The sequence below is a fragment of the Niastella yeongjuensis genome (assembly GCF_900110245.1).
In the GTDB taxonomy this organism is placed as follows: Bacteria; Bacteroidota; Bacteroidia; order Chitinophagales; family Chitinophagaceae; genus Niastella; species Niastella yeongjuensis.
The window spans coordinates 17,494-36,605 of record NZ_FOCZ01000025.1 but is presented as its reverse complement, the minus strand read 5'-3'; the positions used below and the strand labels follow the sequence as shown (position 1 = coordinate 36,605).

23 protein-coding genes are annotated in these 19,112 nt (G+C 44.9%); 10 read left to right on the top strand and 13 right to left on the bottom strand.

What is annotated here, in order from left to right; genetic code table 11:
- Nucleotides 1-144 precede the first annotated feature (144 nt).
- Entirely contained in the window at nt 145-354 is a 210-nt protein-coding gene (locus BMX95_RS33560) for a hypothetical protein (RefSeq protein WP_081202395.1), read from the top strand.
- A 15-nt stretch (nt 355-369) separates the two neighbouring features.
- On the opposite strand, the gene BMX95_RS33555 is transcribed toward BMX95_RS33560, so the two are convergent.
- A complete protein-coding gene (locus tag BMX95_RS33555) occupies nt 370-1,323 on the bottom strand; it encodes a YihY/virulence factor BrkB family protein (RefSeq protein ID WP_081202396.1) in 954 nt (317 codons plus the stop codon).
- 211 nt (nt 1,324-1,534) lie between these two features.
- On the opposite strand from BMX95_RS33555, the gene BMX95_RS33550 reads away from it, so the two are divergent.
- A complete protein-coding gene (locus BMX95_RS33550; RefSeq protein ID WP_081202397.1) occupies nt 1,535-2,374 on the top strand; it encodes a hypothetical protein in 840 nt (279 codons plus the stop codon).
- Nucleotides 2,375-2,461: 87 nt separating this feature from the next.
- On the opposite strand, the gene BMX95_RS33545 is transcribed toward BMX95_RS33550, so the two are convergent.
- The 3 genes from BMX95_RS33545 to katG form a co-directional block, all read right to left on the bottom strand.
- Entirely contained in the window at nt 2,462-2,605 is a 144-nt protein-coding gene (locus tag BMX95_RS33545; RefSeq protein ID WP_207631652.1) for a hypothetical protein, read from the bottom strand.
- The gene (locus tag BMX95_RS33540) at nt 2,605-3,123 is read right to left on the bottom strand and encodes a hypothetical protein (RefSeq protein ID WP_081202398.1); all 519 of its coding nucleotides are present in this window, start codon (nt 3,121-3,123) and stop codon (nt 2,605-2,607) included. Before BMX95_RS33540 ends, BMX95_RS33545 begins: the two co-directional genes overlap by 1 nt.
- Nucleotides 3,124-3,258: 135 nt before the next feature.
- Nucleotides 3,259-5,532, bottom strand: coding sequence for a catalase/peroxidase HPI (katG, locus tag BMX95_RS33535; protein ID WP_081202399.1), 2,274 nt, complete (start codon nt 5,530-5,532; stop codon nt 3,259-3,261).
- Nucleotides 5,533-5,784: 252 nt separating this feature from the next.
- Between katG and BMX95_RS33530 the strand changes: the two genes are divergently transcribed.
- On the top strand, nt 5,785-6,705 hold the full coding sequence (locus BMX95_RS33530; protein ID WP_081202400.1) for a DnaJ C-terminal domain-containing protein: 921 nt from the start codon (nt 5,785-5,787) through the stop codon (nt 6,703-6,705).
- A gap of 5 nt (nt 6,706-6,710) precedes the next feature.
- Nucleotides 6,711-7,010 carry a thioredoxin gene (trxA, locus tag BMX95_RS33525; RefSeq protein WP_081202401.1) on the top strand — a complete coding sequence of 100 codons (300 nt, stop codon included), beginning with the start codon at nt 6,711-6,713 and terminating at the stop codon, nt 7,008-7,010.
- A gap of 26 nt (nt 7,011-7,036) precedes the next feature.
- Here trxA and BMX95_RS33520 read toward each other — a convergent pair whose 3' ends face one another.
- The 9 genes from BMX95_RS33520 to BMX95_RS33480 all read right to left on the bottom strand — a co-directional run bounded on the left by BMX95_RS33520 (nt 7,037) and on the right by BMX95_RS33480 (nt 14,885).
- Nucleotides 7,037-7,489 (bottom strand): cold-shock protein, encoded by a 453-nt coding sequence (locus BMX95_RS33520; RefSeq protein ID WP_081202402.1) that lies wholly within the window; start codon nt 7,487-7,489, stop codon nt 7,037-7,039.
- 211 nt (nt 7,490-7,700) lie between these two features.
- Complete coding sequence (locus BMX95_RS33515) at nt 7,701-9,218, bottom strand: B12-binding domain-containing radical SAM protein (protein ID WP_242673186.1); 1,518 nt, start codon at nt 9,216-9,218, stop codon at nt 7,701-7,703.
- A gap of 137 nt (nt 9,219-9,355) precedes the next feature.
- Nucleotides 9,356-10,702 carry a DEAD/DEAH box helicase gene (locus tag BMX95_RS33510; RefSeq protein WP_242673187.1) on the bottom strand — a complete coding sequence of 449 codons (1,347 nt, stop codon included), beginning with the start codon at nt 10,700-10,702 and terminating at the stop codon, nt 9,356-9,358.
- Entirely contained in the window at nt 10,699-11,220 is a 522-nt protein-coding gene (locus BMX95_RS33505) for a DsbA family protein (protein ID WP_081202405.1), read from the bottom strand. The genes BMX95_RS33510 and BMX95_RS33505 overlap by 4 nt, the downstream gene beginning before the upstream one ends.
- Before the next feature lie 2 nt (nt 11,221-11,222).
- On the bottom strand, nt 11,223-11,693 hold the full coding sequence (locus tag BMX95_RS33500; protein ID WP_081202406.1) for a redoxin domain-containing protein: 471 nt from the start codon (nt 11,691-11,693) through the stop codon (nt 11,223-11,225).
- A gap of 76 nt (nt 11,694-11,769) precedes the next feature.
- Complete coding sequence (locus BMX95_RS33495) at nt 11,770-12,195, bottom strand: VOC family protein (RefSeq protein ID WP_081202407.1); 426 nt, start codon at nt 12,193-12,195, stop codon at nt 11,770-11,772.
- A 75-nt stretch (nt 12,196-12,270) separates the two neighbouring features.
- Entirely contained in the window at nt 12,271-13,041 is a 771-nt protein-coding gene (locus BMX95_RS33490) for an AraC family transcriptional regulator (protein ID WP_081202408.1), read from the bottom strand.
- A gap of 94 nt (nt 13,042-13,135) precedes the next feature.
- On the bottom strand, nt 13,136-14,029 hold the full coding sequence (locus BMX95_RS33485; RefSeq protein WP_081202409.1) for a helix-turn-helix domain-containing protein: 894 nt from the start codon (nt 14,027-14,029) through the stop codon (nt 13,136-13,138).
- Between the two features lie 34 nt (nt 14,030-14,063).
- Nucleotides 14,064-14,885 carry an SDR family NAD(P)-dependent oxidoreductase gene (locus BMX95_RS33480; protein WP_081202410.1) on the bottom strand — a complete coding sequence of 274 codons (822 nt, stop codon included), beginning with the start codon at nt 14,883-14,885 and terminating at the stop codon, nt 14,064-14,066.
- Between the two features lie 171 nt (nt 14,886-15,056).
- Between BMX95_RS33480 and BMX95_RS35215 the strand changes: the two genes are divergently transcribed.
- From BMX95_RS35215 to BMX95_RS33455, 6 genes are all read left to right on the top strand, one after another.
- Nucleotides 15,057-15,365, top strand: a complete 309-nt coding sequence (locus tag BMX95_RS35215) for a family 43 glycosylhydrolase (RefSeq protein WP_081202411.1) — start codon at nt 15,057-15,059, stop codon at nt 15,363-15,365.
- Nucleotides 15,365-15,787, top strand: a complete 423-nt coding sequence (locus BMX95_RS35210; RefSeq protein WP_081202412.1) for a beta-xylosidase family glycoside hydrolase — start codon at nt 15,365-15,367, stop codon at nt 15,785-15,787. The genes BMX95_RS35215 and BMX95_RS35210 overlap by 1 nt, the downstream gene beginning before the upstream one ends.
- A gap of 166 nt (nt 15,788-15,953) precedes the next feature.
- Nucleotides 15,954-16,349, top strand: coding sequence for a DoxX family protein (locus BMX95_RS33470; protein WP_081202413.1), 396 nt, complete (start codon nt 15,954-15,956; stop codon nt 16,347-16,349).
- 29 nt (nt 16,350-16,378) lie between these two features.
- Entirely contained in the window at nt 16,379-17,392 is a 1,014-nt protein-coding gene (locus BMX95_RS33465) for an alpha/beta fold hydrolase (RefSeq protein WP_081202414.1), read from the top strand.
- A 68-nt stretch (nt 17,393-17,460) separates the two neighbouring features.
- Complete coding sequence (locus BMX95_RS33460) at nt 17,461-18,297, top strand: hypothetical protein (protein ID WP_081202415.1); 837 nt, start codon at nt 17,461-17,463, stop codon at nt 18,295-18,297.
- Nucleotides 18,278-19,108: a formylglycine-generating enzyme family protein gene (locus BMX95_RS33455; RefSeq protein ID WP_081202416.1), complete on the top strand. Its 831-nt coding sequence runs from the start codon at nt 18,278-18,280 to the stop codon at nt 19,106-19,108. Before BMX95_RS33460 ends, BMX95_RS33455 begins: the two co-directional genes overlap by 20 nt.
- The last annotated feature ends 4 nt before the right edge of the window (nt 19,109-19,112 follow it).

Genomic DNA, 19,112 nt, shown 5'->3' with positions numbered 1-19,112 from the left:
GTACTTATAAGCTGAACAATGTGTTTAATGATCAACCCCCTTTTAAATACCCTGGACCTTGATACGGTCCTTATTCAAACCTTTAATGTTTATTACAAAAAATAGGCTGGCATAATTTTTTTCGTAGGTAAGTAAAGCTTGACTATGGAAGATAATAACAAGAAAGATCTCAAAAAACAGGATGAGGAAAAGAAAGATAGCCCGGTTTCACAACCCGATCCTGAAACGCTTCATAAAACTGATCCCCAGGAAAATATGAAAGGGCCACTTAGTTCCCTTTTGAATAAGGAAAGAAAAAGTATAGAAGATAAAGGAGAAGACTATGTCGATGGGGAAGAGGGAGGCGCATCCTGAAAAGGTGCGATTTTTTTATTTAGTGTCCGACTGTTTGTTGGTTTCTTTTACGGTAGTATTATTATCCTTATCAGTTTCTATTTCAACTTTCTTCAAAGCTACTGCATAATCATTGGGTTGCAGGGAAGTACCTTTATGCGAACTCCAGGCCTCTGCAAATTCAGCGCCCAGGTATAATATAATGGCAGAATAATATACCCACAATAACAAGATAACCAGTGAGCCGGCTGCGCCATAGGTAGAGCCGATCTTGCTTTGGCCAATGTAAAAGGAGATTCCGAATTTACCTATCATAAACAGCAGGCTGGAGGCTATAGCTCCCGGCAACACATCTTTCCATTTTGTTTTTGCATCGGGCAGCACTTTAAAGATCAGTAAGAACAGGGTAGCGATCACCAGAAACGAGATCACTAAATTTAAAATATAAAAAACAATAACAGTAACATCCGGGAAGTGGCTTTTTAACCGGTCGCTCAGGCCTTCCACAATGGTGGTTACCGCAAGGGATACCAATAATAAAAAGCCAAGGCTGATAATGATTGAAAAAGATAAGAAGCGGGTCCTGATGAATAACCATAAACCTTTTTGCGGTTTTGCCTTAAATCCCCAAATGGTATTAATGGAATCCTGTATTTCAGCAAATACAGCAGTAGCACTGAATAACAAGGTTACTATTCCAATTACCAGTGCTGTTGTTCCCTTTCCGCTCAGGGAGGCATTCCTGATGATCGTTTGCAATTGAAGCGCCGCATCGGGGCCAACAAATTGTTTCATCTGGTCGTAGATCCTTCCCTGTACTGCTTCCTGTCCTAGAAAGATGCTGCAAAAATAGATGATCACAACCAGTAAAGGCCCAAATGAAAAAACAGTAGTATAGGCAAGGGATGAACTCAGTTTGAGGACCTTATCATCCATAAAATTCTTAAAACATTTTACCAGAACCTGCCCTATGATCTTTATTTGCTTCATCGGTTCAAACCATAGTAAATACAGCCTAAAAAATTGTACCACGTCGTTTTAAGAAAGATATCCCCAATTTAACGGCTTTTTAATTTTTTTGGGCAGCTAAGGAAACCCGCAGGCTTACTTCCACGTATCCTTATAGTGTTAACCAGAATGCAATGGTTGCAGAGCGCTCTGCAATCCCTTTTCCTTTAATAATCAAAGAAAAAAACCTATTATGAAACGTTCCCTGCTTGTATGGGCAGCGGGCAGCCTGCTTGTGCTCGCCACCGCCTGTACTCACGACCATGAAGAACTGCCGCCTCCCGCAATTAAAAATGTGCAACTTAAGCAAAACGATAAGTTGGGTAGCATTCTCACTGATGTGAATGGAAAAACACTTTATTTCTTTTCAAGTGATGCCAATGGGCAATCAGCCTGCAGTGGCGGTTGTGCTACCACCTGGCCTGTATTTTATGTAGACGCACCCGATTTGTCTGATGGCCTTGCCGCTGCTGATTTTTCGACCATTACCCGCACAGACGGAAAGCAGCAAACCACCTATAAAGGCTGGCCTTTGTATTATTATTCAAAAGATACATTAGCCGGCGATATAAAAGGGGAAGCATTTGGTGGCAAGTGGTTCACTGCCAAACCTGATTATTCGGTAATGCTGGCTTATACGCAGTTAATAGGGAACGATACAAAACATTATACCAGCAAATACGTGGAAGGTGATGAAGTGGTGCCGTATCTTACCGATGCCTACGGCCGCACCTTATATGCTTATACGAACGACAGATTCAATAAAAATTTGTTTACGAAGCAGGATTTCAGTAACAACGCAGCCTGGCCGATTGATACATTAGGTCAGGTGCAGGGTGTACCCTCACTGTTCAATTCAGCCGATTTTAGTAAGATCGATGTGTTTGGTAAAACCCAGCTTACCTATAGAGGCTGGCCGTTGTACTATTTTGGATCCGATTCAGCAAAGCGTGGCAATACCAGAGGGGTAAGTTTCCCCAAGCCCGGTATCTGGCCAATAGTGAATCAGAATTCAACGCCGGCAGTTCCTTAATGCATTACTGCTAAAAAATAAAGGCTGTCCACCAAACACTGGCGGACAGCCTTTACTATTATAAGATCTTCCTTATAAATTACTGTTTTACCAGTTGAACCTGGTGCCATCGCTTTTCCACAGTTCAGCGCCTGTCATATTGTTATTTGCTGTAAAGTAGAGGGTGCCGTTTATGTTTCTTAAATTGCTGAGGCTTGAGGTCGATGCCAATCCGTTTATATCTTTTACCATTACAGTACCCGTATTGGTGCCATCGCTGGTGTATAATTCGGCGCCACCGGTTCCATTACCGATCCATTGACGCCATCTGCAGCAGCAAAATAGAGGGTGTTAAAACAGACGGCACGCCCGCGGGTACTGTAATGGTATTCATAAGAAAAATCGAAGAAGTAGTTACTCCGTTTAGCGCTGAAAAACAGGGTGCCATTGAAATTGTACAGGTTGCTGGCGCCGGAACCTGCACTACCCGAACTGATGTCTTTGACCACTACAGTACCATTTATACCTGGATAAATATCTTTTATCATTACCGTACCTGCATCGGTACCATCGGATCTCCATAATTCATCTCCACCAATGCCATTGTTGGCAACAAAATAATTAATGCCATTTAGAACTGTAATAAACCTTGGCGTCGAGGCACCCTGGGTAGGTCCAATGTGTTTAAGAACCGAAAAAGTTTGCGCACGCAAAAATGCCGGGATACTAACGAGCATCACCAGCAGCATAGGACGGATTGACAATTGCATTTGATTGTGGTAGTTATGGTAGTAAATATATACCTGGGACTACACAAGTGCAAGCACGTAGGTATGAAAAATAAAAAAAACGACTGTCTTTAACCGATAGACAGTCGTTTTAGTTAGATGTATAAAGAATTTAGACTATATCTCAAACCTGTCCAGGTTCATTACCTTATTCCACGCGGCCACAAAATCCTTTACAAATTGTTCCCCGGCATCTGAAGCGCCATAAACTTCGGCTATGGCCCGCAGTTCTGAATTGGAACCAAATACCAGGTCGGCGCGGGTAGCTAACCATTTCGCCTGACCGGTAGTACGGTCAGTACCTTCGTACAGTTCCCTGTCTTCAGTGGCTGCTTTCCAGGCCGTGTTCATATCGAGCAGGTTTATAAAGAAATCGTTGGTGAGTTTACCGGGCTGTGCTGTGAACACCCCGTGTTTGCTGCCATCGAAATTGGTATCCAGCACACGCAGGCCACCAACCAGTACCGTTAACTCAGGCGCTGTTAAGGTAAGCAGGTGCGCTTTATCTATCAGCAAGGCTTCGGTTAAAACATGCGATCTGGTTTTGCGGTAGTTGCGGAAACCATCAGCATGCGGTTCCAGGTAACCTACCGATTCCACATCGGTCTGTTCCTGTGAAGCATCCATACGGCCAGGTGTAAATGGAACGGTCACGTCATATCCGGCATCTTTAGCCGCTTTTTTAATACCGGCACAACCGGCCAGTACGATCAGGTCGGCTAATGAAACTTTCTTGCCACCTGATTGCGCGCCATTGAATTCTTTTTGAATGGCTTCCAGTTTGCTTAATACTTTTTGTAATTGAGGTGGATTGTTCACTACCCAGAATTTTTGCGGGGCCAGGCGAATGCGGGCGCCGTTAGCACCACCGCGTTTATCGGTACCACGATAAGTGGAAGCCGAAGCCCAGGCTGTGGACACCAGTTCTGATACGGTTAATCCGGATGCCAGAACTTTTTCTTTCAAAGCAGCCACATCCTTCTCGTCGATCAGGGTATGATCAACAGCAGGAATGGGATCTTGCCAAAGCAGCTCCTCTTTAGGCACGTCGTTACCAAGGTAACGGGCACGCGGGCCCATATCGCGATGCGTTAATTTAAACCAGGCACGTGCAAATGCATCGGCAAAGGCATCGGGGTTTTCCAAAAAGCGCCGGGAAATTTTTTCGTATATCGGATCAAACCGCAAAGAAAGATCGGTGGTAAGCATGGTGGGCAAATGCTTTTTTGAACCATCATACGCATCGGGGATAATGCTGTCTGCGTTCTTCGCTACCCATTGGTGGGCGCCGGCAGGACTTTTAGTCAGTTCCCATTCAAACCCAAACAGGTTTTCAAAAAAGTTATTGCTCCATTGGGTAGGCGTTTTTGTCCAGATAACTTCCAGGCCGCTGGTGATGGTATCGGTGCCTTTTCCGGATTTATAACTGTTGCTCCAGCCAAGGCCCTGCATTTCCAGGTCAACCGCTTCGGGTTCTTTACCAACATGGGTAGCAGGTGCCGCACCATGGGTTTTGCCAAAACTGTGTCCGCCCGCAATAAGGGCAACTGTTTCCTCATCATTCATAGCCATACGGCCAAACGTATCACGAATATCTTTTGCAGCAGCAATCGGGTCAGGATTTCCATCAGGACCTTCCGGGTTTACATAGATCAAACCCATTTGTACGGCAGCCAGCGGTTTCTCCAGGTTGCGGCTGTGAATATCCCCATCAGCAGGCTCATCGGCAGATAATACACCATGGCCTTCCACCACGCCGGGTGAACCGTGCGCATAACGGATGTCGCCACCCAGCCAGGTATTTTCAGCACCCCAATATACATCTTCATCGGGTTCCCACACATCGGGGCGTCCGCCGGCAAAGCCAAATGTTTTAAAACCCATCGACTCCAGGGCAATGTTACCGGTAAGGATCAGCAGATCGGCCCAGGAGAGTTTATTACCATATTTCTGTTTAATGGGCCAAAGCAGTCTGCGTGCTTTATCGAGGCTCACGTTATCGGGCCAGCTGTTCAGGGGCGCAAAACGTTGTTGGCCGGAACCGGCGCCACCGCGGCCATCAAATACCCGGTAAGTACCCGCGCTGTGCCACGCCATGCGAATGAACAAAGGACCATAATGCCCAAAATCCGCAGGCCACCAGCTTTGCGAGTCTGTCATCAGGGTGTGCAGGTCTTTTTTTACTGCTTCCAGGTCAAGACTGTTAAATGCCTCCGCATAATTGAATTCCTTGCCCAAAGGATTTGATTTCTCCGAATGCTGACGCAGGATATTCAGCTTTAACTGGTTGGGCCACCAATCGCGGTTGCGGGTGCCGCCACCGCCAACGTTCTGTTTCAGGCTGCCATTATGAAAGGGGCATTTACTGATGTCTTTTGAATCTTTTTCCATTGTTATAAGTTTATGGTATTGAAGAACATTTGCTTTATTGGGTAGGGGTGCTAAAATTAGGAATTTGGGGAAATAAGCGAAATCAATTAATTCTATAAATTGATAGTTAAAACCTATGATGGCAGCAAGGGACAAAATGTTATAATAATTTTGTGTTTTATGCCAATTTGACTTTTGTCAATACGCTTATCGGGTTACTTTATGAAAAGGTACAGTATTTGAAACAAATCAGTTACAAAACAGCAGATTATAATGGAATATAAAGACTACTATAAAGTATTGGGAGTAGATAAAAAAGCTTCTCAGGACGAGATAAAAAAAGCTTACCGCAAGCTGGCTGTTAAATACCACCCCGACAAAAACGCGGGTGATAAAAAGGCCGAGGAAAAATTCAAGGAAGTGACTGAAGCTAACGAAGTGCTGAGCGATCCTGAAAAGCGTAAGAAGTATGATACGCTGGGCGCTAACTGGAAGCAGTATGAAAACGCTGATTACAGTGGTGCCGGTGGTGGTGGCTTTGGTGGCCAGCGTGGCGGACAAAGTTATTACGAATATAACGGTAACGCCGATGACCTTTTTGGTGGCGGCGGATTTTCAGATTTCTTCAACTCCTTTTTTGGCGGCGGTGGATCTGAAAGAAGTTATGGCGGCTTTCAACAGGAAATACCAGGCCGGAATATTGAAGGGGAAGCAACCATAACCTTGCAGGAAGCTTTTACCGGTACCGAACGCATTATTGACCTGGGTACAGAAAAGTTAAAGGTTAAAATAAAGCCGGGCGCCTATGAAGGGCTGGTGTTAAAATCGAAGGGAAAGGGAATGAAAGGCCGCTCAGGCAAAGCCGGCGATCTATTTATTACCGTACATATACAATCGAATCATGTATTTAAAAGAACTGGTAACGATCTGCATGTAGATGTGCCGGTAGATGCTTTTACATTAATGGCAGGCGGCAAAGTACCGGTTACAACACTTTCAGGGGAAGTGACCATCACTGTTCCGGAAGGTACACAAAACGGCAAAAAGTTCCGGTTGAAAGGAAAGGGGATGCCGGTGTACAATGAACAGGGGGTTGGTGACCTGTATATAAAAGTGGAAGCGAAGTTGCCCGATTCTTTTACGGAAGAACAAAAAGAACTGATAAAAAAATTACAGGATAGTTTTAAAAAATAATACGTATGAAAGAGAATTTTCAATCTTTATTGCATGATGATAAGCCTGTGCTGGTTGATTTTTTTGCGGAATGGTGTGGTCCATGTAAAGTACAGGCGCCGGTGTTGAAAGAAGTAAAATCGGAGATTGGCGACAGCGCCCGGATTGTTAAAATAGATGTAGATAAAATGCCCGCAATAGCTCAGGCCTACCAGATCAGTGGCGTACCTACGCTTATTCTATTCAGAAATGGTAGGCCTGTTTGGCGGCAATCAGGTGTAGCTAGTAAAAAGCAATTAATTGATCTCATAAAACAACATGTATAAGCAGGGGAGACCTGATAATTAAATTATCAGGATTTCACCAGCTCTACGTTTAAGGCAACCAGGCCCTTGGGGCTATTTTGTACCTCAAACGTAACCTTGTCATTTTCTTTTATTGCGATTGACAGTTCGTTCACATGCACGAATATTCGTTCTTTAGTGATACTGTCGTTGATAAATCCAAATCCTTTGTGGTCGTTGAAAAAACTTACCACGCCGGTTCTTCTTTCATTTGCAGGTCTTTCTTCCTGTTTAGGAACACTGATCTGCATTTCTTCCTGGCGGAATATTCTCTTTTTCTTTGGATCAGGAGGTGTAGAGGTTAAATTACCATTTTCATCAACGTAAGCCATCATATCTTCAAGGCTCTTTTTTTCCTTGTTATTTTTACGTTCCAGCATTTTCTCCTGTTTGTCCTGCTGTTTTCTTTGGCGTTTTTTTTCTCTTTCTTTTTTGTTAAATGTTTCCTGGGATTTTGACATATTAAAATTTTAGTGATTCCTGCTGTGCAGGATTATTGTTTCGTACTGTTATCCAGGCAGCCTATAAGATAATAGCTGCGGGTTGAGTTACCTGAGTAATGCAATAAATAGGGAAATAATAGTGTGGCTATTTAAAGAATAAAGCCCAATACGATATGCGAAGCTCAAATGGATAATAGTAAAGGTACGCAAATTTTTCGGTAATTCGAGCTTATTTATTTGCAGTCATCGTTTTGTCACGATAGGCATTTGCGTTGTGGGAAAGCGCGGATCCGGGCAGCCATTGCCACCAGCTACCGAGGTCTTTTTTTATGATATTGGAATAAAAGGCTGGCAATTGCAGTGTTTCTCCCTCGAAGTATTTTCTGAATCCCTTATCCTCAACAAGTTGCTGTCTTATTTGTTTATAGAATTTTAACCGTCCCCATCCTTCTGAGGAAATGGCCCGCATAAAATTCATCCAACGCGAAGTAATGCCTTTTGAATGGGTAAACCGGCGATAAATGGCTTTGGCAGAAAACGCATAACTCGTAACATCGATGACCTTGTCATAAAAGTCTACCCAGTCATAATTTCTGGGTTTTATGTTCATTGCCAGGTGGTTGTTAAGGAAATGAAAAGGAAAAGGGAGTACCCGACCCTGTTGTTGATACTCCAGGTTCAGGGGGGCCGCTTCACCAAAAGCGGTAAGCAGGGAGAAGCCCGGAAAAGCACCGGGCGTCTGGTCAATAAATTGCTTGGTCAGTTCAAATGGCTCATTACCTGCATCGCTGTCAAGCCCCAGCACAAAATTTGTTTGCACATAGGGTACATAGCGTAGTATGGTATTAACGTGGTTGGATACGCGGTTGACTTTTTCTGTTCCTGAAATATGTGAAGATCCCGATTTATTACCCAGGTCGTACCACGACTCCACGCCTGGCAACAGGGCAAAGAATCCATTTTGTTTTAACCGGTCAAGCCGTGGCGGTGTGAGAATAGATAAACTGCTTTCTGCAATAAAATGAAAACTATTAGGAGCGCCTGCCGAAGCAATGGCTTCCATATTATCTTCAAACCGAACGCCGAAATTCGGGTCATGAAAAGCTATCCAGGGCTTTTTATATTTTGTAAGCAGGAACTGCAGATCTGTTTTTATGGTTTGAAAATCCAAGGGCTGATAAGGCACTGTTGAATCTATACAGAATGGACAGGTATAAGGACAACCCACACTGGCCAGCATGGGTACAATTTGAAGAAAGGGTGCTTTTTTTAAAGTAGGCTCTATAAATTTCCAGCGTTCCTCTACGCCACAAAAATATGCCGGTTGTTTACCGGCACTTAATAGTTTTCCTGTGGGTTGCTGGGGCGTGCAGTTATTCAGTATTTCTGTGATGGTAGACCGATTGGTAAAGCCCAGTACATAATCAAAATAAAGCATGGCATCATCCGGATAACATCGGGCATGTGGCCCACCCAGAACCGTTACCGCGCCCTGCTTTCGGTAATAATTACTAAGCGCATATCCCAACAATGCTGCCTGTGTAAAACAACTGATGAAAACCAGGTCCAGTTCTGTTGGAAGTTCTTTACTCAGGTCTTCATAGCCGGTATAACAGATCATGGTAACCTGATGACCTTCCTGCTCACACCAGGTAGCAATTACCTGGGGCATAATACTGGCCAGGTTAGCATGCATGATCTTAGCCCATAAAGTACTGGCAGGACCTTTACTTACCAGATCAATCAAGCCAATTTTAAGTGGCTTCTTATGCGTATGAAACGAGCTAAGCAATGGTAATGTTGATGATTAGTAATTCGAAGAACAGATTCGATTTACTAAATATAACAAATATCTGCTTAATAAACTACTGATTGTAGGCAGGTTTACTTTGCTATATCGATCTTTATCTTTTTGTTTTTGATCTTCTCATCCTTGATCGTATGCAAGGTATGGCTGGCTTTGGATTTGCGTATAGCCACAAAGGAGAAGAAATCCTTTACTTCAATTAACCCGATGTCTTCTTTTTTCAGCTGTCCTTTATTGGTAAAAAAGCCAACGATGTCTACCTTATTCACTTTGTCTTTTTTACCGGCCCCTATAAAGAAGGTTGTCCATCCGGGTTTTTGCGGTAACTCAGCATCGGCGGGCAGTTCAATAGTAGCCGGTTCGGGGGTAATATATTCCGGTAAATATTCATGTGGTGCCAGTATCAAGATAGCGGTACCGCTGGCTTCCATGCGGGCCGTACGGCCATTACGATGGGTGAAAGATTCCTGTGAAGTGGGAAGTTGATAATGTACAATGTAACGGATATTGGGAATGTCCAGTCCACGGGCAGCCAGGTCTGTGGTCACTAGTACATTGGAGCTGCCATTGCGGAATTTGCTTAAAGCAACTTCGCGGTCGCGCTGTTCCATAGCGCCATGGTAAAATACACTCACGATGCCTTTGTCTTTCAAAAAAGTGTTTACCTGTTCTACAAATTCGCGTTGATTGCAAAAGATAATAGTGGAGCGATTGCCCAGGTAACAGATCAGTCTGAACAATGTTTCAGCTTTGTCCCTGTCGTCGCTCTTAACCATTTGAACAGCGAGGGCGGGTGATTGTTCGCCTGTTAAGTAGTTTATTTTAACGGGCTCCTGCAGGCCTACAAACTCCGGTACTTCCACAGCTTCGGTGGCTGAAGTAAGGATCCTCTTTTTAAGGGCGGGCAGGGAGCTTATAATAAAGGACATTTCTTCATCGAAACCTTCTTCCAGCGATTTGTCAAACTCATCCAGTACCAGGGTCTCGATATGAGTGGTAGTAATATTACCACGGCGGATATGATCGGCCAGCCGGCCGGGTGTACCTACAATGAGGGCGGGAGCCTGCAACAGGTTGTTTTCTTCGGTTTCCCGTTTGTGGCCGCCATAACAACAGGTGATCTTTAAACCCGTTCCCATCTTTTTGAACACCTGTTCAATTTGCAGGGCCAGTTCCCGGGAGGGCACAATGATCAAAGCCTGGGTTACAGGCCGGTTTTTTTCCAGTAATTGCGTTACGGGTAACAGAAAAGCCAGCGTTTTTCCAGAACCGGTATTGGCCAGTAATACCACTCCATTGGAGGTTTTATTGGCTTCCAGCGATGCCTTCTGCATCTCATTCAATTCGTCGATCTGTAAATTCGAAAGCGTGTTCTCAATAGAAAATGTAGTTTCCGCCATGCGGCGAAAGTACGTCAATTTCAAGGAAAAGTACTTTTGATATATTTCAACAGATCATCATTTTCCCAGCTGCCGGTATATTTTTCTCCATTGATAAAAAAAGTAGGGGTGGCGCTTACGCCGCTTCGCATACCGCTGTAAAAGTGGCCATCCACCTTTGCAGCCAGGTCTTCGCGCTCCATATCGGCTGTAAACTGGTCCATTTGTAAACCTATGCTGGCTGCGTATTCCAGTAATGCGGTGTGATGCAACCGTTTTTGGTTCTCATAAATAACATCGTGCATCTCCCAGTATTTATGCTGCAATCCGGCGGCTTCCGCTGCAATGGCGGCCATCCGGGCCTGGGGATGGATTTTTGAAAGCGGAAAATTGCGGAAAACAAATTTCAGCTGATCACCCACCTGTTGCAGCAGGCCCTTTACAATCGGGTACGCTTTTCCGCAATAAGGGCATTGGTAATCGCCGTATTCAACCAGTTCTATAGGGGCCTGCGTTGGGCCAAAAAGATAATCTGTTTCGTTTACCGGAGTTCGTAATGCCATGCTTACACCTTTTTATTTTTATCCATTTCTTCTAGCGCGTCCATAATGCCATCTGCGCCGGGATTTACACCCACGGGCGACAGGTAACTCCAGGCAATAGTTCCGTTTTCGTCTATTACGAACAACGCTCTTTTGCATTCACCGATCTCTTCATTGTATACGCCATAGGCTTTTGCCACAGCGCCTTTGGGTTCAAAGTCTGCCAGCAGTGGGAAGTGTAATTTCCGGTCGGCCGAAAAAGACATATGACACCATTTCCCATCCACTGAAATGCCTAATAACTGCGCGTTGGCTTTATGAAAATAATCAAGCATCTCATTGTAAAGGGCCATCTGGTCTGAACATACAGGGCTCCAGTCGGCGGGGTAAAAAGCAAGAATAACCCTTTTACCTTGCAGGCTGCTTAATTTGAGTTTCTGGTCGGGCGTAGCATATAATTCGAAATCGGGCGCTTGTGATTGAGTTAAAAGCATAGCAATGATTTGTACAAACTTACCGAATTAATGAAAAAAGTCTCCCGCTGTAAGGGGAGACTTTCTATTATATTTCTTAGGCATTTGCCAACTTTTCTATGTCGAACTTTTTCATTTGCATATACACCTGTATCACTTTTTGTGCTTTGGCCGGGTCGCTCAACAATTTGGGCAAAATAGTGGGCACAATCTGCCAGCTTACCCCAAACTGGTCTTTTAACCAGCCACACTGGCCATCACTACCACCGTTGGCGGTTAACTTCTCCCAGTAATAGTCGATCTCTTCCTGGGTTTCACAATCCACCACAAAGGATACGGCTTCATTAAATTTAAACTGCGGACCGGCATTCAACCCCATAAATTTTTTGCCATTGAGTTCAAAGGTCACCACCATCTGGTTGTCGGCGGTGATCTTTGAGTTTTTGAAAATGGAGCAGTAGAAGGTAGCGGCTGCCTGGGCTTGTCCATTGAACCAAAGACAGGGATAAATTTGATTAGTCATGAGTTTGTTTTTGTGTTTTAATTGATAACACAAAGAAACTGCAGGCCAGGTCCTCAAAATAGAACAAACCCGACATTATTCAGACTGGCTGAATTTCAGGTAATCTTTGGGTGTAATGCCGGTAAATTCCTTAAAAGCGCGGATGTAGTGGCTTTGATCGGCATAGCCATTGGTAAAGGCGATGTCGCTGAGTTTGCCGAACTGTCGGCTGTTGAGCTGTTGAAAAGCATTATTGAATTGGGAAATGCGTCTGAACAGGCTGGGGGCAATCCCGATGTTCTTTTCGAACATCCGTTGAAAGGTGCGTTCAGTAATATGCAATTCCTGCTGCACTTTTAACAGGGCGTCTTTCGATGCGTTTTGGGCAATGGCCAGGGTGGCGAACCGGATCAGCTGACAATCGGCTTTGGTTTTTGTGATCAGGCTGAACACATACTCATCCAGCAGGGCAAGCATGGCAGTCGTGGAATCGGCATTCAATAGTTGTTCCTGCAATTCCCGGGTTTTGGTCGCTTCCAGCAGGTTCAGGTCTATGGGATGGTTGGTGAGCTCCTGGGCAGAAACGCCAAAGAGGCTGAATAACGCAAAGGGTTTAAAGAAATAAGCAATGAGGGTGAAGTTGTCGCGGATAGTGAGGGTTTCAGGAAAAACCGTTTGTCCAAACAGCGTGAGGTTGTTGCTGTTATTCTGGATGGTCCCTTTAGCGGTTTGAAATAGAAGGGTAGGCGCCCCATTAGCGTACAAGGGTAATGTAAACGGATTGGTGACCAGCACTTCTTCAATGATCAGGATCCTGTCTACATAACTGCTGATCTTTTCGCTTGGCAATGGGTTGCTTATTTTCATTGTTTCGGTATTGATCAGAAATGATCAAAGATACAATAAATAAAAAAAGCCCCGATATCGTCGGGGCTTCTGCGTATATGGGTGAGGGAATTGATTAATTCAGAAGTGCATTTTTTCTGAACTCAAGCGGCTTCATGCCTGTTTGTTTTTTGAACAACCGGGTGAAATAAGAGGTGTTCTCAAACCCAAGATCGTAGGCAATTTCTGCTATACTGCGATCGGCTGTTTTCAACAGGTTCTTTGCTTCCGAGATCAGTGAAAGATGGATCAGCTCCAGGGCTGTTTTACCGGTTTCCTGTTTCAACAGATCGCTTAGGTAACGGGGTGATAAATGCAATTGTTCCGCCATGGCATTCACCGAAGGAAGACCTTTGGTTTGTAAACCGTCATCTGCAAAATAAAGCTGCAGGGCAGCGTTGAATTTTGTTACGGTTTTGCCCGACAGGTCTGTACGGGTCATGAACTGCCGTTTATAATACCGTTGCGAATACATCAGGATGCTTGCCACATGCCCCAGCATAATTTCCCGGCTGTATTCATCCTGGTTGTTATCGTATTCAGCCTGTATTTTATCGCGCAGCTCCCACATAACAGCTTCCTCTTTGGGTGAAATGTGTAACGCTTCATTCACTTCATAATCGAAGAAGCCGTATTTCTGTATGGTGCTGAACAACTCATGCCCGTGCAGGTAGTCCTCATGGATCAGGATCATAAAACCGTCTTCTTCAAATTGCAGGTTGTGCATTTCAATGATCTGGCGCGGTTTCATAAAAAACATAGAGCCGTTGGTATTGTCATAGGGCGTACGGCCGTACAGGATCACACCAGCCTGCAGTTTCTTTAAAGCTATCATATATACGTCGGCAGTGAACTCCCTGTTGCCAAGTGGACAATCACTTTGGCATGCTACCAAACTGAATAATGGATTTTCTGGCGGCGGCCAGCCATTGCCAATATGCAGTTCGCTCAATGTTTTGTAATGTGTCATGACCATAAATTTATAGAATTAACCGCATTGCTTACTAACCATGTGCGGCGATGCTCACGTCCTTCCAGTCCTCTACATCTTTCAAACGTTGGGTGAGCACTTTTTGAACAACGTGGTAAGCATTGTATCCCAACAATAATCTTTGTGGTGGGTTAGTACTGTCTACCACCTGCAGAATAGGTGCAACTGTCGCTTCCGGTTTGCCCCAGGCATTGGGATTTTTTGTTGCGCCGAAAAAAGCTTCCCGTACCGGTGTATAGTCTGCAATATCGCTGGCAGTGCGGGTGGCGCTGGCACCGGCCCAGTCTGTTGCGTATCCATTGGGTTCTATCAATGTTGTTTTAATTCCTAAATGGGCCGTTTCTTTAGCAATGGTTTCAATCAATCCCTCGACCGCAAATTTGGAAGCATTGTAAATACCCAGCAACGGCAACGTGGTTATTCCCAGATAACTGCTTACTTGAACCAGGTGGCCACTTTTCTGTTTACGGAAGATGGGAAGCACTGCCTGTGTTACCCAAAGCGAACCAAAGAAATTGGTTTCCATTTGTTCCCTTGCCTGGGCTTCGGTGGTTTCTTCAGTAATGCCAAATAAACCATGGCCGGCGTTATTGATTAAAACGTCGATGCGGCCAAAATGTTTTTCAATTTTGTTAACGGCATTAAAAACGGCTTCGCGGTTGTTTACATCCAGTTGCAGCGGCAATATATTATCGCCATAAGCAGCAGCCAGCTCATTTAAAGAAGAAAGGCTGCGGGCGGTGGCGGCTACTTTATCGCCCCGTTTTAAAAATGCTTCTGCCCATAATTTTCCGAATCCTTTTGAGGCGCCTGTAATGAAGATTATCTTGCTCATAGTACTTTGTTTTGAATCAATTAATTTGATATCACAAAGCTAGCACGGGCTATTCCGGAGAAATAACCCGTTTGAGGGTAAGAATAGCACAAAAGTACGATTGGGAGTGGTGAGTTATGAAAAGTCTGATTTTGAGTATATTCGGCACCTGATAAAAACCTAACGATTTCTATGCGGAGATTCCTATTGGTCCTTTGTCTGGCGCCGGTGGCGCTTTTGGCGCAAAAAACGCAGACCGGCACCTGGGGCGATCAGGGGAACGGGACCTACATCAATCCTGTTCTGAACGCCGATTATTCCGACCCCGACGTAATACAGGTAAAAGGTAAGTATTATATGGTTTGTTCTGAATTTCACTTTATGGGCATCCCTGTACTGGAATCAGACGACATGGTAAACTGGCACATCATCACCCAGATCTATAGAAAAATGGATTTCCCCGCCTACGATAATTTTAGCCGCTATTCACCCAAAAAATAATGGGTAGAACCGGTGTAGCCAGCACCGAGATCGATTTCAGCAAAATGGAAAACGATCAAAAGGCTGGCCTGGGTGTGATGGGCAAAACACATTACCTGGTGGGTGTTTGCAAAAAAAATGGAAAGCCCTGTTTGTATTATTGCAATAACGGAAAAGATTCTACTGCCCATGAACTCAGTGGCAACAAAGCTTTTTTGAAAGTGACATTGGACCTGGCTACCAACAAAAGCCAGTTGTATTATAGTGCAGATGATAAAACTTATGTGCCCGTAGGTAACACCTTTGAAGCAACCTGGGGCAACTGGAAAGGAAGCCGGCTGGTGTTGTTCAGTTACAACGAGCAAACCGATGGAGGCCAAGTGTATTTCAACTGGTTCAAATACCAGTATGACGGACCAAAATCATTAAAAGGAAAGAGCTGACCGCCTTCTTTACCATTGTAAGGGCCGCCATGAACAGTGGGCGGCCTTTTTTGTAATTGCTATTGTCTAACCCGCCTATCAATTCGTCCACTTCGCGGTTTTTTGCTTTTCCCGCCCTTGCCGGCGGGCCATCTTTGTGTCATCAATAAACACAAAACCAACGATCATGAACTTAAAATCAACAAAAGCAATTTACTGGACAGGCATTATATTGACCTCATTATGGTTTGGAACAAGCGGCGTTTGTGAATTGACAAAAAATCCGCTCGTATGGGACATCACTTTGCAACTGGGTTATCCTGTGCACTTCATATACATATTGGGTGTTGCTAAAGTTTTAGGTGTACTGGTATTGTTAACGCCAAACAGGTTACTCCGGTTAAAAGAATGGGTTTTTGCCGGCGTCTTCTTCGATATCACCTTTGCCTTCTTCTCAAAAATAAGTGTGCTGGGCTTTGCAGCGACAACAGATGCTGTTGTTGCCTTTGCTATGGTTTCGGTAACCTACGTTATGTTCAGGAAATTATATCCAACGGCCAATGCAGTGGTGGCCCTTAATTAAATTAGTAAACATTAAATTATCAGAATAGCATGAAACCGAATACAAATAACAGGATAGGCCGTTTTTTAATGACCGCTGTTTTCTCCCTCTTTGTAATTTTCTCACAGGCGCAAAATGCCGCGAAAATGAACAATCAAAACAATTTCGATCAAATTAAACAAATAAAAGCAGGCGTGCTCGATATTGGTTATGCCGAAACAGGAGCGTCTAATGCACAACCGGTAATTTTATTGCATGGCTGGCCTTACGATATCTATAGTTTTAAAGAAGTATCGGCCTTATTGGCGGCAAAAGGTTACCATGTGTATGTACCCTATCTGCGGGGCTATGGTACCACCCGCTTTCTCGATGCAGCCACTCCGCGCAATGGACAACAGGCAGCGCTGGCTGTAGATGTGATCGCTTTTATGGATGCCCTGAAAATTGACAAAGCCATCATCGGCGGGTTCGACTGGGGTGCACGTACTGCTGATATTGTAGCGGCTCTTTGGCCTGAGCGTACAAAAGCCCTGGTATCGGTAAGTGGGTATTTGATCGGCAGCCAACAGGCGAATAAAGCGCCCCTGCCGCCCAAAGCGGAACTGGCATGGTGGTACCAGTATTACTTTGCCACTGAGCGCGGACAAAAAGGATATGAGGCCAATCGCCGCGATTTTGCGAAGCTGATCTGGCAAACCGCTTCACCCGACTGGAAATTCACCGATGCTGTATTTGCCCAATCAGCCGCAGCCTTCGATAACCCCGATCACGTAGCCATTACCATTCATAATTATCGCTGGCGGCTGGGATTGGCAGAAGGGGAAGCCAAATACGAAGATCTGGAGAAGAAGCTCGCCACCTTCCCGGTAATCACCGTGCCAACGATTACCCTGGAAGGCGATGCCAATGGAGCGCCACATCCTGATCCTGCGAATTATGCCGCCAAATTCAAAGGCAAATATGCGCACCACACTATAACAGGCGGTATTGGCCATAACCTGCCGCAGGAAGCGCCAAAAGCATTTGCAGATGCGATCATAGAAGCAGATGGGTTTACTAAATAACTATAAAGTCACATGGGAATATAGGGAGACTGTTGTTTTTTCAACAGTCTTTTTTTTATTTTGTCTCCATGAAAACCGTTTACTATTCCGTAGGTTGTATGTTATGGTTGGCAGCCTGTTCTTCACCAGCTGCGCAAAATACCGCAAACCCTGCAACCCCTAAAAAAGATTCTGTTACAATAACCGTTGATTCTGCTGCAACATCTTCCGTACATGATTCTGCTGCAACTTCCTCCGTTTATGAACCTGCGCTTTTTATAGATGAGGATCAAACAGTGCCACCTTACGGTTTGGATAAAGTGAAAGCGCTGATCAGGAAAATAAAATATGTGGAAGATCCGGAAGGAGGTGAATCGTCTACCGAAATGCTGGAGGAAACGCAGTATGCCTCGCTTTCAATGCCCGAGAAATTCACTTATCACATGATTCACCCTGAAAGCTATAGCCAGAACTGTGACCCGCTTCCGATAAGAGAAAATGAAGACCAGCGCATCTTTGGTCATTTGAAAGATATCTTTGGCGAATACGACTGGAGTGACCGGCAATTGAATTTTCTCAGGAAGGGCCGCGATACCGTGATTCAGTTGATGATGCCCCTTATCGAAAAAAACAACCGCATAGGCGGGAACTTTAAGGAAGCTATTTTTGAAATGAACGCCACCGAAATGATCCCTTACCTGATCGCATTTTATAATAAGGAAAAGAAAGACCATTATATCCTCACCCTGCTGATGTTGTTGATGAAGGAAAACAAATATCCGGAATTCATGAACTCTGCTTCTTATAAGAAATTGTATGCGGTGGAAGAAGGCGAATACGCTGCTTACCTGGTATATAATAAAGCCAATGAAGACCTCATCATTCAACGGGCTACTAATTTCTACGATGGGTTACACGCAAAATAATAGCTGGCTGGTATTGGCATTGCTGCTTTGCTGGCAGCCACTGATGGCGCAGCAACGTGCCGGCTTTGTGCTGGTGCCAAAAGGCATTTATGAAGTGAGTAAGAACGCCAATACCCAACGCCCGCTGCGCAAAGTAGCGGTAGATAGTTTTCGGATAGCCGCCTGCGAAACTACCAACCGGCAATTTGCGGCTTTTGTGGCGGCAACCGGTTATGTAACTGATGCCGAAAGAATGCACAATGCCCTGGTGTTTCAACCGGGTTTGGAAGAGTTCCGCTGGTTGGGCGATAGCACCGCCTGCTGGCGCTATCCCAATGGCAGCAGCCGCGGCGGCATCAGGGACCGCATGGAGCATCCCGTTACCTGCATCAGTTACCACGATGTGCAGGCTTATTGTAACTGGGCAAAGGTGCGGTTGCCAACGCTCGACGAATGGGAGATAGCCTGCAGAGCGGGCACACGCACCAATTATTTTTTTGGCGACAACGACAAAGCCATTCAGTCATATGCCAACATCTGGCATGGCCACGATCATAAAAAAGCCGATACAACCGATGGTTATATGTACACCTCGCCTGTGGGCCATTTTAAGCCCAATCCCTGGGGTTTGTATGATATGTACGGAAATGTGTTTGAATTTTGTACAGGTAAAATATCGACCGCTGAAAAGCCTGCCGTCGCTCATTCCCGTGGCGGCTCCTGGTGGTGCAGTAAAAATGCCTGTCATGCATTTAATTCCTACAACATAGGGACCGTGCATATACGGGCTTCATTCAGCAACCAGGGTTTTAGGGTAGTGAAGAAAGGATAGGGGT

Coding starts and splice junctions, on each gene's coding strand:
- BMX95_RS33560 (WP_081202395.1), top strand. CDS start 145: ATGGAAGATAATAACAAGAAAGATCTCAAAAAACAGGATGAGGAAAAG.
- BMX95_RS33555 (WP_081202396.1), bottom strand. CDS start 1,323: ATGAAGCAAATAAAGATCATAGGGCAGGTTCTGGTAAAATGTTTTAAG.
- BMX95_RS33550 (WP_081202397.1), top strand. CDS start 1,535: ATGAAACGTTCCCTGCTTGTATGGGCAGCGGGCAGCCTGCTTGTGCTC.
- BMX95_RS33545 (WP_207631652.1), bottom strand. CDS start 2,605: ATGGTAAAAGATATAAACGGATTGGCATCGACCTCAAGCCTCAGCAAT.
- BMX95_RS33540 (WP_081202398.1), bottom strand. CDS start 3,123: ATGCAATTGTCAATCCGTCCTATGCTGCTGGTGATGCTCGTTAGTATC.
- katG (WP_081202399.1), bottom strand. CDS start 5,532: ATGGAAAAAGATTCAAAAGACATCAGTAAATGCCCCTTTCATAATGGC.
- BMX95_RS33530 (WP_081202400.1), top strand. CDS start 5,785: ATGGAATATAAAGACTACTATAAAGTATTGGGAGTAGATAAAAAAGCT.
- trxA (WP_081202401.1), top strand. CDS start 6,711: ATGAAAGAGAATTTTCAATCTTTATTGCATGATGATAAGCCTGTGCTG.
- BMX95_RS33520 (WP_081202402.1), bottom strand. CDS start 7,489: ATGTCAAAATCCCAGGAAACATTTAACAAAAAAGAAAGAGAAAAAAAA.
- BMX95_RS33505 (WP_081202405.1), bottom strand. CDS start 11,220: ATGGCATTACGAACTCCGGTAAACGAAACAGATTATCTTTTTGGCCCA.
- BMX95_RS33500 (WP_081202406.1), bottom strand. CDS start 11,693: ATGCTTTTAACTCAATCACAAGCGCCCGATTTCGAATTATATGCTACG.
- BMX95_RS33495 (WP_081202407.1), bottom strand. CDS start 12,195: ATGACTAATCAAATTTATCCCTGTCTTTGGTTCAATGGACAAGCCCAG.
- BMX95_RS33490 (WP_081202408.1), bottom strand. CDS start 13,041: ATGAAAATAAGCAACCCATTGCCAAGCGAAAAGATCAGCAGTTATGTA.
- BMX95_RS33485 (WP_081202409.1), bottom strand. CDS start 14,029: ATGACACATTACAAAACATTGAGCGAACTGCATATTGGCAATGGCTGG.
- BMX95_RS33480 (WP_081202410.1), bottom strand. CDS start 14,885: ATGAGCAAGATAATCTTCATTACAGGCGCCTCAAAAGGATTCGGAAAA.
- BMX95_RS35215 (WP_081202411.1), top strand. CDS start 15,057: ATGCGGAGATTCCTATTGGTCCTTTGTCTGGCGCCGGTGGCGCTTTTG.
- BMX95_RS35210 (WP_081202412.1), top strand. CDS start 15,365: ATGGGTAGAACCGGTGTAGCCAGCACCGAGATCGATTTCAGCAAAATG.
- BMX95_RS33470 (WP_081202413.1), top strand. CDS start 15,954: ATGAACTTAAAATCAACAAAAGCAATTTACTGGACAGGCATTATATTG.
- BMX95_RS33465 (WP_081202414.1), top strand. CDS start 16,379: ATGAAACCGAATACAAATAACAGGATAGGCCGTTTTTTAATGACCGCT.
- BMX95_RS33460 (WP_081202415.1), top strand. CDS start 17,461: ATGAAAACCGTTTACTATTCCGTAGGTTGTATGTTATGGTTGGCAGCC.
- BMX95_RS33455 (WP_081202416.1), top strand. CDS start 18,278: ATGGGTTACACGCAAAATAATAGCTGGCTGGTATTGGCATTGCTGCTT.